This is a genomic window from Streptomyces sp. SKN60, from assembly GCF_026236535.1.
Taxonomy (GTDB): domain Bacteria; phylum Actinomycetota; class Actinomycetes; order Streptomycetales; family Streptomycetaceae; genus Streptomyces.
In genome coordinates, this window is record NZ_JAHTMW010000001.1 from 553,194 (window position 1) to 570,924 (window position 17,731).

Genomic DNA, 17,731 nt, shown 5'->3' on the forward strand with positions numbered 1-17,731 from the left:
GCACCGGGCGCGTTCGGGGGTGCGTCCGGGCCGCCACGCGCGGCCGGTCGCCCGCTGCGCCCGGCCGGGAGAAGCGGCGCCCCATATGATCGCTTTTCATGGGAGAGGTCCGTTTGTCCAGCGAGGGAGCGCCTCACGGTTCGGCGCGTTCGCGGCGCAGCGCCGCGTTCGCCGTCTGGTACCTGAGGGTCGTCACGTTCATCAATTTCCTGAGCGCCGTCTGGGTGTCGTTCGGCAATGACCTGCGCCGGCACAACGAGGACAACTACTTCACCCCGTACATGCTCACGGCCGGTTTCGCCTCCGGCGTGTTCACGCTGTTCCTGGCGATCACCATGCGCCGCCGCAAGCGAGCCGCGTGGATCCTGAACTTCGTGCTGAGCGGTCTCTTCCTGCTGCTCTTCGCGCTGGTGATGATCTTCCCGGAGATCCGGCAGCACGCCCAGAACTGGGTGTCGCTGGTGCTGACGGCGGCCTTCTTCACGGCGCTGCTGCTCGGCCGCAAGGAGTTCTACGCGAAGGGCGACCGCTCCAACCCGCTGCTCGCCACCGCCGTGGCGGTCGGCGGCCTGCTCGTCACCTCGCTGCTCGCCGCCGGGCTCGTCACGATCACCAACGAGTCCACCGGGCACTCCACCTTCCTGGAGCGCTGGCGGTACGGCGTGATGCGCCTTGTCACGCTGGCCGCCGACGACTCTCGGTTCGCCGGCATCGCCACCCCGGGCTGGGTGGACGTGGTGATCAACGTGATGTCCACGCTGCTGCTCTTCGCGGTGCTGTTCGCCGCGTTCCGGGCCCGGCGGGCGGTCGATCCGCTCACCGAGGAGGACGAGGACCGGCTGCGGATGCTGCTCGACAAGCAGGGCGACCGGGACTCGCTCGGCTACTTCGCGCTGCGCCGCGAGAAGAGCGTGATCTGGTCGCCGAGCGAGAAGGCGGCGATCGCCTACCGGGTGGTCGGCGGGGTGTCGCTGGCCTCCGGCGATCCGATCGGCGACCCGGAGGCCTGGCCGGGCGCGATCGAGCCCTGGCTGGCCGAGGCCCGCGAGCACGGCTGGATCCCGGCCGTGATGGGCGCGAGCGAGGAGGCCGGCACGATCTACGCCCGGCACGGCCTGGACGCCCTGGAGCTGGGCGACGAGGCGATCGTGGAGACCGACGAGTTCACCCTCGACGGGCGGGCCATGCGGACCGTGCGGCAGGCCTTCAACCGGGTCAAGCGGGCCGGGTACGAGGTCCGGATCCGGCGCCACGAGGACATCCCGGCCGACGAGATGGCCATCCTGCTCGCCAAGGCGGACGACTGGCGCGACGGGGAGACCGAGCGCGGCTTCTCGATGGCGCTCGGTCGGCTCGGCGATCCGCGGGACGGGCGCTGCGTGATGCTGGAGTGCACCGACGAGAAGGGCGAGCTGCGGGCGCTGCTCTCCTTCGTGCCGTGGGGCCCGAAGGGGCTCTCGCTCGACCTGATGCGCCGCGACCGGGACTCCGAGAACGGCCTGATGGAGTTCATGGTCATCGAACTGCTGCAGCGCGCGAAGGAGATCGGGATCACTCAGGTCTCGCTGAACTTCGCGATGTTCCGGTCCGTCTTCGAACGCGGCTCGAAGCTCGGGGCGGGACCCGTGCTGCGGATGTGGCGTTCGCTGCTCAGCTTCTTCTCCCGCTGGTGGCAGATCGAGTCGCTGTACCGCGCCAACGCCAAGTACCGACCCATCTGGGAGCCCCGATTCATGCTCTTCGAGAAGAGCGCCGACCTGCTGCGGATCGGCCTCGCCGCCGGCCGCGCCGAGGGCTTCCTGGAGGCCCCGGGCCTTCCGAAGTGGCTGCACCGCAAGCACCTGGAAGGCAGACGTTGATCCCTGCGCCGGTCCGGGCGTTCGCACGCCGCGAGTGGGGCCCGCTGTCCGGCACCGTACGGACGGCGCTGGTCACGCGTAGGTGGCGGGCGATCCCGATGACGCTGGCCGCCGTCGGTCTGACCTCGGTCTTCCAGATCGTGCAGAACCAGGACTGGGGCTATCAGCCGGTCCAGGACATCGGCTCGGTGCGGGCCGAGGACCCGCTGGTGCTCGCCCTGCTGCGGACCCCGCTGTCGCTGTTCGTGCCGGCTCTCGACCTGCCGGTGTGGGGCGCGCTCGCGCAGATCCTCCTTGTCTTCGGGATCGCGGAGATCTGCTTGGGGAGGGTGCGGACGCTGCTCCTGGCGTACGTGGCGACGCTCGCCGGCACCCTCTACGCACGGGTCGGCATCGCGCTCGGCCCGGACAGCCCGCTGGGGCTGCCCGCCACCGACGCGCAGGTGGTGGACACCGGTCCGTCGGCCGCGGTGGTGGGGCTCGCGGTGTACGTGTGCTGGCGCTACGGGGCCCGCTGGACCGGGACCCTGGTGGTCGTCGCCATGGTGGTCGAGGTGCTGATCAAGAACAACCTGGCGGGCAAGGAGCACCTGGCGGCCATCGCGGCCGTGCTCCTGGTGATCGGCGTCCAGGAGTGGCGCCGGAAGCGAGGGCGGGGTCAGCGCGAGGGCGTGGAGCCGCGGCCGGGCACCCGCTCCTGGAAGCCGCCGATCAGGTCCTGAAGCCGGCGGCGGACCTTCACCCAGCGCTTGTCGTGCCGGTAGGTGCGGATCCGGGAGCGGGCCCTGGCCCGGTGGCGGCGCGGGTAGAGCCGGCGGGACCACCAGGAGCCGGGGCGGGCGAGGCGGACGGCGCCGACGATGGCGACGAACGGGATCAGGGTGCCGATCACGGCCATCCGGAACTTCCCCTTCACCAGGGTGACCAGGACGAAGAGGAAGTTGATCGCGAGGGTGAGGATGAAGGTCACCCGGTCCTGCCGCTCCTCCGACGTCATGTCGTTCACCCCGAGCGGCGAGAAGCCGGCCAGCGCGAGCAGCACAAGAGCGGCGGTGAGCACCACGACCTCGACGCTCTGCCGGCCGGCCTCCGACCAGTAGACGTCGTCGAGATGCAGGATCAGCGCGAACTCGTCGAGGACCAGGCCCGCGCCGATCCCGAAGACCACGGCGAACACGCCCGCCCCGACGCCCTGGCGGCCGCTGGCCACCGCGCCGAAGCCGCCGACGATCGTGAGCACGACGCCCGGCACGACGTGGTGGATGTGCAGCCCGCCCGCCGAGGACACGTTGCGGAAGGGGCCCTTGCCGGCCCGGATCAGGCGGGTGATGGTCCGGGTGACCAGGAAGGTGAGGACGAACGAGCTCAGGGCGAGGAACAGCGGGAGCTTCCCGGGTTCCACGATGTTGCGGGAGAACCAGTGACCCATGCCACCCTCTGCCGATTGATCAGCTTTCTTCCGTTCCCGCCCATTTAACCCTCCGTCCGGGGCACTACCCTTCCGCGGATGGACGGCCTGCGTTTCGCCTTCGGCACCCTCACCGTGCTCCCCGCCCGCATCACCCGCTGGGACCGCGACGCGGCCCGCGCCGGGATGCTCTGCGCCCCGCTCGCGGGCCTGGTCGTCGGCCTGTTCGCGGCCGCGGTCGGCGGGGTGTTCCTGCTGCTCGGCGCCGGCCCGCTGCTCGCCGCCGTCCTCACCGTCGCGGTCCCCGCCCTGCTGACCCGCGGCCTCCACCTCGACGGCCTCGCCGACACCGCCGACGGCCTCGGCAGCGCCAAGCCGGCCGAGGACGCGCTGCGCATCATGAAGCAGTCGGACATCGGCCCGTTCGGCGTCATCGCCCTGGTCCTGGCCCTGCTCGCCCAGGTCGCCGCGCTCTACGAGCTGTACGGCGAGGGCTGGGCGCACGGCACGGTGGCCGCCGCCCTCGCCGCGACCGTCGCCCGCCTCGCCCTCACCGGCGCCTCCCGCGAGGGCGTCCCCGCCGCCCGCCCCGAGGGCCTGGGCGCGATCGTCGCCGCCACCGTCCCGGTACGCACCGCCGCCCTGACGGCCCTGGCGGTCCTGGCCCTCGCGGCGGCGAGCGGCGCGCTGTTCTCCGCGTGGGACGCGGTACGCCAGGTGCTGGCGGTCCTGGCCGCGCTCGGGGTGGCGGAGCTGCTGCTGCGGCGGTGCGTGCGGCGGTTCGGCGGGGTGACGGGGGATGTGTTCGGGGCGGTGGAGGAGACGGCGCTGACGGTGGCGCTGGTAGCCCTGACGCTGGGGTGAGCCGACGATGGCCGGTTCCCGTCGCAACCATCGGCCGGCTTCTGAGGTCATGTGGGCATGATCAGACGTCTTGCCCGTACCGGCGCACTGCTCGTCGCGGCGTCCCTGCCGCTGACCGCATGCTCCACTGATGACGACTCCCCCGCCCCGAAGGCGGTCCCTGCGACGCACCCGGTCTTCGACCAGAAGCTCGACCGGCAGCTGCTCCTGGCCGTGCGTGAGACACAGAAGGCGCGCAGCACGGGCTTCACGCAGAAGCTGGCCTTCGCGTCCGGCAAGGGTGACGTCACCCAGACCATGAGCGGGCGGATGGACTTCGCCGGTGGCAGCGGCCACGTGGACACGGCCTGGAAGACACCCACGACGCTCCCCGAGCGGACCCGGGCCGCCCTGCTCGGCTCCACTGCCGACCAGGGATCTGGCGCCGCCTCCGGCACCTATCTGGTCGACCGTCAGCAGATCCACTACCGCGCGGCGTCGTCCGCGTACTGGATCCGCTACACGGCCGCCGACACCCCCCCAGCAGGCGGGGAACGACCCGCTGGAGCACCTCCGTGGCACCGAGGCACCCGTCGGCGGCACGCTCCTCGAAGGCATCGGCGGCGCGGAGGCGAGCGGACGGAGCGACGACTCCACAGGCCGCACCTACCGGGCGGGGATGCCTTTCGGGGTACTGGGAGCCCTGTTCCCCAGCGACCTGCGAAGGGAGCTGGACGTCGTCAACGGCGGCACCGCGGCCTCGCAGAAGGCCGTTCCCCTCACCGTCACCGTGGACCGGCTGGGCCGGATCACCCATGCCCGGGCCGACCTGACCCGCCTCCTGCGCAAGGACGGCGCCTTCTCCGGCTTCACCGGCCTGACGATGGATCTCACCCTCACCGGGCACGGCGCGCCCTCGCCCGCGGCCTCCCCCACAGGCACCGTCCGCACCGCCGCCAAGGACGTCCTGCCCCTGCGCGACGTGAAGGACGGAGGCTGTGTCGACTTCGACACCGGTCAGCGGCTCGCGCACATCGTCGTCGGCGTGCCGTGCTCGGGGCCGTACGACGCCCGCGTCTTCACCCAGATCCCGCTGCGCGCCGGTTCCTCCCAGGCGGACACCCAGGAGCGGTCCGACACCGCCTGCGCGTACGCCCACGATGTCGCCCGGCCCGCATGGCTGCCCAAGGTGGCCCAGATCTGGGCCTGGTGGACGCCGGAGCCCGAGGGCGGGGCGAAGGGCCGCGTGACCTGCTATGTGACGACGGAACGCGGCGCCGCCTAGCAGGCCCGGCGCCACGCCCCCAGGTCCTCCTTCTTCAGCATCGAGCTGAGGCCGAGCTCCTTCGACCGCGGGCAGAACTCCGTGAGCGGCAGCTCGTACTCGACGTGGAAGACCGCCTTGCCGGCCTGCACGAAAGGCACGAGCAGCTCGCACTCCTCGTACTCGGCGCACTGCTCGTTCACCGCGAAGTCGAAGTCGGGGAGCAGCTGCGGAATCTGGTCCAGGTCGTTCTTCAGGCCCACGGACAGGCCCCGTTCATGGGCGAGGCGGGCGATCAGACGGTTGTACGTCAGCTGGTCGGCGGCGGTGAGGGGGAAGCCGGTGCGGTTGGTGTAGCCGTCCATGTTGTCGGGCTCGACCGCGTCGAAGCCCTTGGCGCGGCACATGTCGAGCCGGGCCGCCATCAGGGGGGCGAGCAGGTCGGTGCGGCGGATGTCGAGCCAGCGCTCGCCGGGCCAGCCGTTGCTCCTGCCGAGCAGCTCCTTGGGGAACTGCGCGGCGTCCGGGCGGAACTCCTCCCAGGCGCCGGTGGAGAGGTAGCAGATCACCTTGCGGCCCCAGCGGTGCAGGTCGGCGACGGCCGAGGCGGGGTGGTCGAAGCCGTCGATGTCGTACACGGGGACGTCGACCGTCGGGTCGAGGCGGCCGCTGAGCTGCCACTGCCAGGCGAGGCCGGGCGCCGGACGCCAGAGCTCCGCCTCCTTCGAATCGGGCCGGACCGGCCGGTCCGACCGGTCGGGGGCGGGTGTGGTGCAGGCCGCGGCGAGCAGCAGCAGCGGGACGAACAGCACCAGCAGACGTCTCATCGGACCGGCTCCAGGGTGTGCGGGAGGGTGCCCCACGGGTGGGCGCCGGTGCCGGGCACCGCGCAGTGCACCGGGGTGGCGGGGCGGGCGTCGGGCGGGGCCGCGTAGACCAGGTGGCAGTAGTGGTCGGCGACCGGCAGGTCCAGGTTCCGGTAGGCGTCCCACGGCCCCTCGAAGGTGACGAGGAGGTCGGCGAGCGCCTCGTACCCGGGGGCCGGGTGGGCACCGTGGTTGAGGACCAGGGTGCGCGCTCCGGCCGCCCGGGCGGACACGGCGAGGCGCCGGTAGTGCGGCAGCGCGTCCGGCGCGGTCGGCACCTGGTCGAGGAAGGCCCCGTCGGCTCCGTACCAGTCGCGGTGCCGCACCAGGTCGGCGACCACCTCGGGGTGCGGGCGGCGCCCGTAGTCGGTGTCCGCGTAGCCGAGCACCCGGACCTCGGCGGCCCGCAGCCGCCCGGCGATGTCGGCGAAGGCGGGGTCGGGCGCGCGGCCCGCGCCGCTGGCCGGGTTGAGGACGACGCCGTAGAGGGAGGGCGCGGCCGCGAGAAGGGCGGCCCAGTCCTCGGGGCGGTCGGCGGGGTGCTCGTAGAACGGCACCAGGAGGAAGGGATCGAGGGAGGGATTCACAGTCCGGCCCCTAGACGCGGTGGGCGGTCGGTCGTACCAGCAGAACACGGGTGAGCACACACAGCGCGGCGGCCGCGGCACCCGCCGCGAGCGGGCCGGCGGCCGGCGCGAAGGCCTGCGCGAGGCCCTGCGCCGCGGCCGCGAGCAGGCACACCACGGCCGCGCACGCCACCGCGCCGAAGGCCTGGAGCAGCAGCCCCAGCCACAGCACCGCGCCGACCAGGAGCAGCGAGGCGATCCGGGGCGCCGAGACGGCGGCGGCACCGGGCCACAGCAGCGCGGCGGCGGTAGTGAGGACCAGCAGCACGGCGAGATAGCCGCCGAGGCAGCCGGCGAGCGCGCCGGTGACGGCGCGCCGGAACTCGTCGGCCGTCGTCAGCAGCCGCAGCCGGGTGAGGCCGGCGGCGCGGAAGCGGTGCAGCAGCCACTCGGCCGGGCCCATGGAGAGGGTGAGCGCGATGACCGCGTCGGCCCCCGCGTACAGCACGAGCAGTCCGCTGCCGAGGCCGAACAGGCCGTACGGCAGTGAGCGCGCGAGCGGCGGCCCGCCCCGGCCCCGGGCGAGCCCGCCGGGGCGGTGCGGGCGCAGCACCAGCGCGGCGAAGCCGGTGGTGGCGGCGAGCGAGAGCAGCAGCAGGGCCACCCGGAGCGGCTCCGGCAGGTCGTAGCGGAAGGCGGGCACCGCGCCGGCGAGGGGTGCGAGGGCGACGAGCAGGGCGCGTTCGCGGCCGAGGACGAGGAGCACCGTCGCGGCGGCCAGGTAGAGCGCCTGCCCGGCGCCGAAGACCGCGGCGGGCCGCTCCCCCGGTCCTGCGGCGGCCACCGCGACGGCCGCCCCGGCGAGCGCGCCGGCCGGAGCACCGGTGACCAGGGCCCGGACGGCGGCGGCCCGGTCGCCGAGCCCGAGCCAGGTGTACGCGCGGTGCGCCAGCGCCTGGTTCCACACCCACCCGGTGACGGCCCCCGCGAACAACGGCACGGTCCCCGGCGGCAGCCCGTACCGCCCCGGCCCCGCGAGCAACGGCGCCCCGAGCACGTACGCGAGCCCGGGCAGCGCGAACACCACCCCGCGCAGCAGACACCCGGCGAGCCCGGTGTGCCAGGGCCCGGCGGCGGCCGGCTCCGGCGCGGGGTGACGGCGCTCGGTGCGGGCGTAGAGGTCCTCGGCGAGCGCGAACGAGTCGGCGCGCCCGTACACCAGCCGGATGTGGTCGTCCGTCATGCCGTCCGACTCCAGGATCGCGGCGATCTCGTCCGGGTGGACGGCGGAGGCGGCGAGCGCGTCGAGCCGGTCGGCGAGTTCGTCGAGCGGATCGGGCGCGAGGTGCCCTGCGGGCGGCGGGACGGGGGTGGGTCCCTGCGGGACGCCGCCTCCCGGCGCAGTGGGCGCGAGGTGCCCTGCGGGCGGCGGGACGGGGGTGGGGCCCTGCGGGACGCCGCCTCCCGGCGCAGTGGGCGCGAGCCCCTGCCGGGCCGGGGCCGAGGCGGCGGATTCCGCAATTACGGCGGACGCGGCTGCGGTTGCCGCGGCCTCGGCAGGCCCGCGCTTCGCGAGCCCTGGCGGGGCGGGCGCCGCACGCCCTTGCGCGGCGGCGTCGGCAGACCTGCCGGGGCGCGCGCTCGCGCCGTGCCCGCCCCGGGCCGGCAGGCCCGGGGGGACGGGCGGGGGCACCGGGGCCGGGGCCGTCCCCGGCACCGGCACCGTCGCGCGCTGGCGCGGTATCTGGGGCAGGGAGTCTCTCGCCGCGCCCGGTTTCAGCCAGAGCGAGCCGCTCATGCGAGGGCACCTCCGCGGAGGAGTTCGGCGCGCCAGGGGTCGGTGAGGCGGACGGTCCAGTCCAGAGGGTCCTTCGGGGCGGTGGCGGGGCGGCCGGCGAGTTCGAGGTAGATGCGGCGGAAGCCGTCGACGGAGCGGTGGAGGGTGAAGCGGTCGACGACGCGCTGGCGGGCCCGGCGGGCGAGGTCCGCGCGACGCTCGTGGTCCCTCAGGAGCTCGGAGACCGCGGCCGCCATCACCGCGGGCTCGCGGGGCGGGACGACGAGGCCGGTGTCGCCGACGGCCTCGCGGACGCCGCCGACGTCGGTGGAGACGGTGGCCCGGCCGCAGGACATCGCCTCGATGAGGGAGAAGGGGAAGCCCTCGCTGATGGAGGAGAGCATCACGACGTTGCCCGCCGCGTAGGCGCCGGCCACGTCCGACGTGCGGCCCTCGAAGACGACGCCGTCGGTGACGCCGAGTTCGGCGGCGAGCTTCTCCAGGCGGGTGCGGTAGTCCTCGTTGCCGGCCGGGACCGGGCCGAACAACCGCAGCCGCAGCTCGGGGAGTTCGGCGCGGCAGATCGCGTAGGCCCGGAGCAGGGTCTCCAGGTCCTTGATGGGGTCGACCCGGCCGACCCAGCTGAGGGTGGGGGTCTCGGGCTCGGGTCCGGCCCAGGGGAAGGCGGCGGGGTCGACGCCGTTGTAGACGGTGCGGATGCGGTCGGCGGGAGCGCCGCCGCGCTCCTCCCAGCGCCGGTTGTACTGGTTGCAGGGGGTGATGAGGTCGGCCTTGCGGTAGCCGAGGGTGTTGAGCTCCCGGTAGAAGCCGAGGAGCAGGGCCTTGACGGGGAAGCGCTGGGCCTCGGTGCGGTAGCCGAGGTAACGCTCGCGCAGATAGATGCCGTGTTCGGTGAGCAGGAAGGGCACCCCTTCGAAGTGCTGCGCGGCGAGCGCCGGCAGCGTGGCGAGCCCGCTCGACACGGCGTGCGCGACCCGGTCGCCGGATATCCGGGCGGCGAGCGGGCGCAGGGCGTGTTCGAGCAGGTCGACGGCGGTGAGGGCGTCGTGGACGGTGGGCCGGGCCGCGGCCGTCGGCAGGTGCGGCATGGACCAGATCCACATCAGGGAGCGGAGCACCCGCTCGGTGCGCAGGGCGGCGGTGAGGCCGCCGGCCCGGGCGAGGGCGGCGAGTTCGTACAGCGCCTCGCCGAAGTCGTGGCCGGCGGCGGGGTCGAGGATCGCGAGCAGGAAGCGCTCGCAGGTGTCGAGGAAGCGGCCCCGGGCCCGGCCGCGCGGGGCGGCCCGGGCCCGCTCCGGGGCGGGACCCCAGAGCGGGAAGGCGGTGTGGGCGGTGAGGTTCGGCGGCAGTTCCCAGGTGACGGGCTCCCGGCCGCTGCCGGTGAGCGCGAGGACGTGGAAGTCGACCTCGGGCATGCCCCGGATCAGCTGGTCGCACCAGGTGCTGACGCCGCCGTGGACATGTGGGTAGGTGCCTTCGGTGAGCATGGTGACATGGCGGCCACTGCTCGGCATGTGCGGTTCCCCCGGAGCGCGCGGTTCTCGGACGGCTGGTCAGGTGGTCGATCAGTGGTCAGCTGGCCGGGAGCTTGAGCGTGATCGCGCTCTGCAGCAGTTCGGGCGTGCTCCAGGCCGACCGGGTGCCGGCGTAGGCGGTGCCGAACACGGCCGTGCCGAGGAGGAGTTGCTTGCGGGTGCCCTCGGGGGCGGTGAGCGGGACGGCCACGCCGGAGGGGGCCTTGACGGTGACGGTGGCGCCGATCCGGTAGGCGGTGACCTGGCCCGCGTCGAGCGCCCGGTCCCAGGCGGCCCGGCGGTCGAGTTCGGTGCCGGTGTCCTTCTGGCTCGGGTTCACCAGCGGGGTGTTGGCGGCGTAGAGCGCCCGGTAGTCCGCGAGGACCCGGTCGAGGACGGGGTAGAGGAGGCGGTCCTCGGCAAGGTTGGACTGGTGGACGTAGTGCGGCCGCGGGTCGTTGCCCATGACGTGGGTGAGGGCGGTCCGGGCCTCCTGCGGCACGATGTGGCTCGCGTAGCCGGTGGCGGTGTCGAGCGGGGCGGGCAGGCAGGTGGAGGAGGGGTTGTCCTCGCACAGGCCGCTGCCGCCGTCGGCGCGGGAGGTGTAGATCCAGTTGTACTCGTCGGCCATCTCGGCGGCGGTGCCCACGTTGTAGTACACGTTCATGGGGTGCCGGGGCACGGTCTTCGCGGCGCCGTAACCGGTGCCGACCATGCGCTGGGCGGGTTCGCGGGAGTTGTCGCTCGCCGTCCACTTCACGCCGTTGTCGGCGAGGGCGCCGGCCAGGTTGGGGTTGTCGGCGGGCTGCTGGGGCAGGGTCTTCAGACCGGAGTGCTCGCCGGTGACGAGTTCGGTGCGGTCGACGGCGATGCCCTTGCCGGTGGCCCAGTCGAGGTTGTCCCGGATCTGCGCGGAGATCTCGGACCGGGTGACCCACTTCGTCGCCCCGGTGGTGTCCTTGGCGCAGCTCCACGGGACGGTCGTGGCGTCCTGGACGCAGCCGAGGAAGGGGTGGGTGTAGGTGTGGTTGATCCAGCGGTACTGGGCGCGGTCGGCGATCAGCCGGGTGGCGAGCGGATCGGTGCCGCCGTGTTCGGTCCTCCACTGCTCGCCCTGGCCGCCGTTGTAGACCAGGTCGAGCCGGAAGCCGGCGGACTGCTGCCAGGCGGCGGCGTAGGTCGCGTCGGCGGCGGTCATCCGGACCGGGTTGTCGCCGGCCTCGCCGTCGCCGCCGGGGCAGTCGAGGTCGCCGGGGGTGCAGTTGCGGGCGGGGTCCCAGCGGGCGTCGGGGGCGAGGACGTCGTCGACGTGCACGGAGAGGTAGTTGCGGGACTGCCCGAGGTGGACGCCCTGGGTGAGCCATTCGACGATGCCGCGGGCGAGCGCCCGGAACTGCCGCTGGTGGCGGTTGTAGGCGAAGGTGACGACGAGTTCGCGGCGCCCGTCGTGGGCGTACTCGCCGATCAGGCTGATCCGGCCGCCGTCGGCGGCGGGCATGTCGAGGTAGCTGGTGAAGCCGGCCCGGGGGCGGCCCGCGTAGCCGTAGCTCTCGGAGACGCCGGGGTCGTTGTCCTCGAAGACGACCGGCCCGCGCAGGTCGCGGAAGGGCCCGGCCTGGCCGGCCGCGGTGACATGGCCGGTGGCGCCGTCGAGGACGCCGGACCAGCCGCCGTCGGAGGTGTAGTCGAGGCCGACGCCGGGATGGGCCCAGGTGTAGGCGTCGACCTGCGGGATGCCGAAGCCCCGCTCGTACGCGACGAGGGCGGCCTGCTCGGCGGAGTCGGGGCCGAAGACGGACTCGTACGGCAGGACCACGCCCTGGTACTTGGCGCGCGGCCGCCCGTCGACCGAGTCGCTGAGGAAGCCGGCGGTGAGCACCGGGCGGTTCGGGTCGGCGAGGTCGAGGGTGCGGTACGGGACGCCGGAGCCCTCGAGTTCGGCGGTGATCGCGTCCACCGCGCTGCCGCCGTCGTCGACGACGAGGACGGTCAGGTCGATCCGCGGGACCGGCGTGGCCGCGGCGGCCGACTGCGCGGACGGCACGACGGTGGCGAGCAGCCCGGCCGCGGCGAGGGCGGCGAGCCGGGCGGTACGGGGAGCCCGCGCCGTACGGGGAGCCCGCGCCGTACCGGCGGCGCGGGCGGCGCGGTGGGAGCGGGCGGCGGCGCCGGTTCTGGGCGTGCGGGAGCGGCCGGAATCCATCGGTGGGTGTCCCCCCTCGGCAGGCCCGCGCGGGCGGCGGACCTGTGGAGATGCGTCAGATGGGCGAAGGGCGGTGTGTCGCCCTTGCCTGATTGAGGCGAGTGTGAAACGTGGCCGGCCGGACCGGGCGTCAAACCCGGCAGAGACACCACGGATGAGTGAATCACCACCGCCGTGAACGAAAACGGCGAGCGAGCGTAGGCTCATTACCGGCGCTCATCGGGCCGAAATACGATGCGGCGGGCACGGTCGGCCCATCCCTCGACCGCCACAGAACTCAATGGAAGCGAGAATTCACCACCGTGACTGCTCTCACTCTCAGCACTGCCGGAGCGGCGACGCTGCGCGCCGACGCGGTCGTCGTCGGCGTCGCGAAGTCCGGTAAGACGCTGGTCGTCGCCCCGGGCGCCGAGGCCGTCGACCAGGCCTTCGACGGTGGCCTGGCCGGCGTCCTGGAGACCCTGGGCGCCTCGGGCGCCGAGGGTGAGGCGACCAAGCTGCCCTCCCCCGCCGGCCTGAAGGCCCCCGTCGTGCTCGCCGTCGGCCTGGGTGCCGCGCCCGAGGACGGCGAGGCCTATGGCACCGAGGCGCTGCGCCGGGCCGCGGGCACCGCCGCCCGCGCGCTGACCGGCTCGAAGAAGGCCGCCTTCGCGCTGCCCGTCGCCGACGCCGACGCCGCCGCCGCCATCGCCGAGGGCGCGCTGCTCGGCGCGTACGCCTACACCGCGTACCAGGAGAACGGCAACGGCGGCAAGAAGCCGCTGGCCGAGGTCGCCCTGCTCGGCGCCAAGCCCCGCGACAAGGCCCACAAGGCCGCCGCGGAGCGCGCCGTCGCCGTCGCGGAGGAGATGAACCGCGCCCGCGACCTGATCAACCAGCCGCCGAACGACCTGACGCCGGCCGCGTTCGCCGCCGCCGCGCAGGCCGCCGGCAAGGAGCACGGCCTCAAGGTGCAGGTGCTCGACGAGAAGGCGCTCGCCAAGGGCGGCTTCGGCGGCATCCTGGGCGTCGGCAACGGCTCGGTGAACCCGCCGCGGCTGGTCCGGGTCGCCTACACCCACCCGAAGGCGGAGAAGACCCTCGCCCTGGTCGGCAAGGGCATCACCTACGACTCGGGCGGCATCTCCCTGAAGCCGGCCGGCCACAACGAGACGATGAAGTGCGACATGAGCGGCGCGGCCGCCGTCTTCGCCACCGTCGTAGCCGCGGCCCGCCTCGGCCTCGCCGTCAACGTCACCGGCTGGCTCGCCCTGGCCGAGAACATGCCGTCCGGCTCCGCCACCCGCCCGGGCGACGTGCTGCGCATGTACAGCGGCAAGACCGTCGAGGTCCTGAACACGGACGCCGAGGGCCGTCTGGTCCTGGCCGACGCGCTGACCAAGGCCTCCGAGGAGCACCCGGACGCGATCGTCGACGTGGCCACGCTGACCGGTGCCATGGTCCTGGCGCTCGGCAACCGCACCTTCGCGATCATGGCCAACGACGACGACTACCGCTCCGCGCTGCACGAGATCGCGGACGAGGTCGGCGAGCAGTCCTGGCCGATGCCGCTGCCGGCGGACCTGCGCAAGGCGATGGACTCCCCGACCGCCGACATCTCCAACATGGGCGAGCGGATGGGCGGCGGCCTGGTGGCCGGTCTGTTCCTGAAGGAGTTCGTGGGCGAGGGCATCACCTGGGCCCACCTGGACATCGCGGGCCCCGCCTTCCACGAGGGCGCCCCCTACGGCTACACCCCGAAGGGCGGCACCGGCTCCTCGGTGCGCACCCTGGTGCGCCTCGCGGAGCGCACGGCGGACGGCGAGCTCTGATCACCGAGTGATCCGGCGAACGGCCCCCAGGTCACCGACCTGGGGGCCGTTCGCTCGCGACGAAATCCGTAGCTTCGTACGTGGCTGTCACCCGGCCGTACGGACCATCCGCCGTCTCAGAGCGCGGCCCCGCGTCCCGCCGTCCGGCAACAAGTGCGAAGATGGGTTCTCGGCAGGACAGGGCCCCCACCACAGGGCCGACAAATATGCGGCCGGACCACCGGAGCCGCCGCCCCGTCACCGAAGACGGGCGACGAGCGCACATGCATGGAGGACGTGACGTGGCGAACGACGCCAGCACCGTTTTCGACCTAGTGATCCTCGGCGGCGGTAGCGGCGGTTACGCCGCCGCGCTCCGTGGAGCGCAGCTGGGCCTGGACGTCGCACTGATCGAGAAGAACAAGCTCGGCGGCACCTGCCTGCACAACGGCTGCATCCCGACGAAGGCCCTGCTCCACGCCGGCGAGGTCGCCGACCAGGCGCGCGAGGCGGAGCAGTTCGGTGTCAAGGCCTCCTTCGAGGGCATCGACATCAAGGCCGTGCACAAGTACAAGGACGATGTGATCTCGGGCCTCTACAAGGGTCTGCAGGGTCTCGTCGCCTCCCGCAAGGTGACCTACATCGAGGGCACCGGCCACCTGTCCTCCCCGACCTCCGTCGACGTCGACGGCCGCCGGGTCGAGGGCCGTCACGTCCTCCTCGCCACCGGCTCCGTCCCGAAGTCCCTGCCGGGTCTGGAGATCGACGGCAACCGGATCATCTCCTCGGACCACGCGCTGACCCTGGACCGGGTCCCGGAGTCCGCGATCATCCTCGGCGGCGGTGTCATCGGCGTCGAGTTCGCCTCGGCGTGGAAGTCCTTCGGCACCGACGTCACGGTGATCGAGGGCCTGAAGCACCTCGTCCCGGTCGAGGACGAGAACAGCTCCAAGCTGCTCGAGCGCGCCTTCCGCAAGCGCGGCATCAAGTTCAACCTGGGCACCTTCTTCCAGTCGGCCGAGTACACCGAGACCGGTGTGAAGGTCACCCTGGCGGACGGCAAGACCTTCGAGGCCGAGGTGCTGCTCGTCGCCATCGGCCGCGGCCCGGTCTCCGCCGGTCTCGGTTACGAGGAGCAGGGCGTCGCGATGGACCGCGGCTACGTCCTGGTCGACGAGTACATGCGCACCAACGTGCCGACGATCTCGGCCGTGGGTGACCTGGTCCCGACGCTCCAGCTCGCGCACGTCGGCTTCGCCGAGGGCATCCTGGTCGCGGAGCGCCTCGCGGGCCTGAAGCCGGTCCCGGTCGACTACGACGGCGTGCCGCGGGTGACGTACTGCCACCCGGAGGTCGCCTCCGTCGGCATCACCGAGGCCAAGGCCAAGGAGATCTACGGTGCGGACAAGGTCGTCGCCCTGAAGTACAACCTCGCGGGCAACGGCAAGAGCAAGATCCTCAAGACCGCGGGCGAGATCAAGCTCGTCCAGGTCAAGGACGGTGCCGTGGTCGGCGTCCACATGGTCGGTGACCGCATGGGCGAGCAGGTCGGCGAGGCGCAGCTGATCTACAACTGGGAGGCGCTGCCGGCCGAGGTCGCGCAGCTCATCCACGCCCACCCGACGCAGAACGAGGCGCTCGGCGAGGCCCACCTGGCCCTGGCCGGCAAGCCTCTGCACTCCCACGACTGACGCTCACGTCATCACAGGGCGCGACGACCACTTTCCGCAATTCGTTAGGAGCAACTGAAACCATGTCGGTTTCCGTAACCCTGCCGGCGCTCGGCGAGAGCGTCACCGAGGGCACCGTCACCCGCTGGCTCAAGGCCGAGGGTGAGCGTGTCGAGGCCGACGAGCCGCTGCTCGAGGTCTCGACCGACAAGGTCGACACCGAGATCCCCGCCCCCGCCTCGGGCATCCTGGCCTCCATCAAGGTCGCCGAGGACGAGACGGTCGAGGTCGGCGCCGAGCTGGCCATCATCGACGACGGCTCCGGCGCCCCCGCGGCTGCCCCGGCCCCCGCCGCCGAGGCCGCTCCGGCTCCGGCCGCCGCTCCGGCCCCCGTGGCCGAGGCCCCCGCCGCCCCGGCCCCCGCCGCCGAGGCTCCGGCCGCCGCCCCCGCCGGTGGCGCCCAGGGCACCGACGTCGTGCTGCCGGCGCTCGGCGAGTCCGTCACCGAGGGCACCGTGACCCGCTGGCTGAAGTCGGTCGGCGAGACCGTCGAGGCCGACGAGCCGCTGCTCGAGGTCTCCACGGACAAGGTCGACACCGAGATCCCCGCCCCCGCCTCCGGCGTTCTCCTGGAGATCGTCGTCGCCGAGGACGAGACCGCCGAGGTCGGCGCCAAGCTGGCCGTCATCGGTGCCGCGGGTGCCGCTCCGGCCGCCCCGGCCCCGGCTGCCGCCCCGGCCCCCGCCGCCGCTCCGGCTCCGGCTGCTCCCGCCGCCCCGGCTCCGGCCCCCGCGCCGGTGGCCCCGGCCGCGCCGGTCGCCGCTCCGGCTCCGGTCGCCCCGGCCGCCCCCGTGGCCGCCCCGGCCCCGGTCGCGCCTGCCGCTCCGGCCGTCGCCCCGGCCGCCCCGGAGGACGAGGGCGCCTACGTGACCCCGCTGGTCCGCAAGCTCGCCTCCGAGCACGGCGTGTCCCTGGCGTCCGTCAAGGGCTCCGGCGTCGGCGGCCGCATCCGCAAGCAGGACGTCCTCGCGGCCGCCGAGGCCAAGAAGGCCGCCCCGGCCCCCGCCGCCGCTGCCGCTCCGGCCGCCGCCGCGAAGGCCCCGGCCCTCGAGGTCTCCCCGCTGCGCGGCCAGACCGTCAAGATGACCCGCATGCGCAAGGTCATCGGCGACAACATGATGAAGGCGCTGCACGGCCAGGCCCAGCTGTCCTCGGTCGTCGAGGTCGACATCACCAAGCTGATGAAGCTGCGCGGCCTCGCCAAGGACGCGTTCGCGGCCCGCGAGGGCGTCAAGCTCTCCCCGATGCCGTTCTTCGTCAAGGCGGCGGCCCAGGCGCTGAAGGCCCACCCGGTCATCAACGCCCGGATCAACGAGGACGAGGGCACGATCACCTACTTCGACACCGAGAACATCGGTATCGCGGTGGACTCCGAGAAGGGCCTGATGACCCCGGTCATCAAGGGTGCGGGCGACCTGAACATCGCCGGCATCTCGAAGGCCACGGCCGAGCTGGCCGGCAAGGTCCGCGGCAACAAGATCACCCCGGACGAGCTGGCGGGCGCGACCTTCACGATCTCCAACACGGGTTCGCGCGGCGCGCTCTTCGACACCATCATCGTTCCGCCGAACCAGGTCGCCATCCTGGGCATCGGCGCCACGGTGAAGCGTCCGGCCGTCATCGAGACCGCCGAGGGCACCGTCATCGGCGTGCGCGACATGACCTACCTGACGCTCTCCTACGACCACCGTCTGGTGGACGGCGCCGACGCCGCCCGCTACCTGGTGGCCGTGAAGGCGATCCTGGAGGCCGGCGAGTTCGAGGTCGACCTCGGCCTCTGAGGCCGGCTGCCGGGGCCGCTGAGGCTACTGGCGAGTAAGAGGCGCGTGCATCGCAACGTAACGAGCCTCACCTGCGGCGCCCCCGCCCGGATGTGTTTCCGGGCGGGGG

13 protein-coding genes are annotated in these 17,731 nt (G+C 73.3%); 7 read left to right on the forward strand and 6 right to left on the reverse strand.

Annotation, left to right across the window (positions count from 1 at the left end; translation table 11 throughout):
* Positions 1-98 precede the first annotated feature (98 nt).
* Entirely contained in the window at positions 99-1,859 is a 1,761-nt protein-coding gene (locus KV205_RS02600; protein WP_265861761.1) for a phosphatidylglycerol lysyltransferase domain-containing protein, read from the forward strand.
* Positions 1,823-2,581, forward strand: coding sequence for a hypothetical protein (locus KV205_RS02605; protein WP_374214602.1), 759 nt, complete (start codon positions 1,823-1,825; stop codon positions 2,579-2,581). Before KV205_RS02600 ends, KV205_RS02605 begins: the two co-directional genes overlap by 37 nt.
* Here the strand turns inward: KV205_RS02605 and KV205_RS02610 are convergent.
* Positions 2,518-3,288, reverse strand: coding sequence for a hypothetical protein (locus tag KV205_RS02610; RefSeq protein WP_265861765.1), 771 nt, complete (start codon positions 3,286-3,288; stop codon positions 2,518-2,520). The genes KV205_RS02605 and KV205_RS02610 overlap by 64 nt on opposite strands.
* A gap of 78 nt (positions 3,289-3,366) precedes the next feature.
* Here KV205_RS02610 and KV205_RS02615 point away from each other — a divergent pair, with 78 nt between their 5' ends.
* Positions 3,367-4,131 carry an adenosylcobinamide-GDP ribazoletransferase gene (locus tag KV205_RS02615; protein WP_265861767.1) on the forward strand — a complete coding sequence of 255 codons (765 nt, stop codon included), beginning with the start codon at positions 3,367-3,369 and terminating at the stop codon, positions 4,129-4,131.
* 658 nt (positions 4,132-4,789) lie between these two features.
* Positions 4,790-5,395 (forward strand): hypothetical protein, encoded by a 606-nt coding sequence (locus KV205_RS02620; protein WP_265861768.1) that lies wholly within the window; start codon positions 4,790-4,792, stop codon positions 5,393-5,395.
* Here KV205_RS02620 and KV205_RS02625 read toward each other — a convergent pair.
* Genes KV205_RS02625 through KV205_RS02645 form a run of 5 tightly spaced genes read right to left on the reverse strand, consistent with a single transcriptional unit; the run spans position 5,392 to position 12,321 of the window.
* Positions 5,392-6,201, reverse strand: a complete 810-nt coding sequence (locus KV205_RS02625; RefSeq protein WP_265861769.1) for an endo alpha-1,4 polygalactosaminidase — start codon at positions 6,199-6,201, stop codon at positions 5,392-5,394. The genes KV205_RS02620 and KV205_RS02625 overlap by 4 nt on opposite strands.
* The gene (locus tag KV205_RS02630) at positions 6,198-6,827 is read right to left on the reverse strand and encodes a spherulation-specific family 4 protein (protein WP_265861771.1); all 630 of its coding nucleotides are present in this window, start codon (positions 6,825-6,827) and stop codon (positions 6,198-6,200) included. Before KV205_RS02630 ends, KV205_RS02625 begins: the two co-directional genes overlap by 4 nt.
* 10 nt (positions 6,828-6,837) lie before the next feature.
* A complete protein-coding gene (locus KV205_RS02635; RefSeq protein ID WP_265861772.1) occupies positions 6,838-8,604 on the reverse strand; it encodes a hypothetical protein in 1,767 nt (588 codons plus the stop codon).
* Complete coding sequence (gene pelF / locus KV205_RS02640; protein WP_265861773.1) at positions 8,601-10,118, reverse strand: GT4 family glycosyltransferase PelF; 1,518 nt, start codon at positions 10,116-10,118, stop codon at positions 8,601-8,603. Before pelF ends, KV205_RS02635 begins: the two co-directional genes overlap by 4 nt.
* Positions 10,119-10,176: 58 nt before the next feature.
* On the reverse strand, positions 10,177-12,321 hold the full coding sequence (locus tag KV205_RS02645; protein WP_265861774.1) for a hypothetical protein: 2,145 nt from the start codon (positions 12,319-12,321) through the stop codon (positions 10,177-10,179).
* Positions 12,322-12,623: 302 nt separating this feature from the next.
* Between KV205_RS02645 and KV205_RS02650 the strand changes: the two genes are divergently transcribed.
* From KV205_RS02650 to sucB, 3 genes are all read left to right on the forward strand, one after another.
* Entirely contained in the window at positions 12,624-14,132 is a 1,509-nt protein-coding gene (locus tag KV205_RS02650; protein ID WP_265861776.1) for a leucyl aminopeptidase, read from the forward strand.
* 281 nt (positions 14,133-14,413) lie between these two features.
* Positions 14,414-15,802 (forward strand): dihydrolipoyl dehydrogenase, encoded by a 1,389-nt coding sequence (gene lpdA, locus KV205_RS02655; protein ID WP_265861778.1) that lies wholly within the window; start codon positions 14,414-14,416, stop codon positions 15,800-15,802.
* A gap of 62 nt (positions 15,803-15,864) precedes the next feature.
* Entirely contained in the window at positions 15,865-17,622 is a 1,758-nt protein-coding gene (gene sucB / locus KV205_RS02660; protein ID WP_265861780.1) for a 2-oxoglutarate dehydrogenase, E2 component, dihydrolipoamide succinyltransferase, read from the forward strand.
* Positions 17,623-17,731 lie beyond the last annotated feature (109 nt).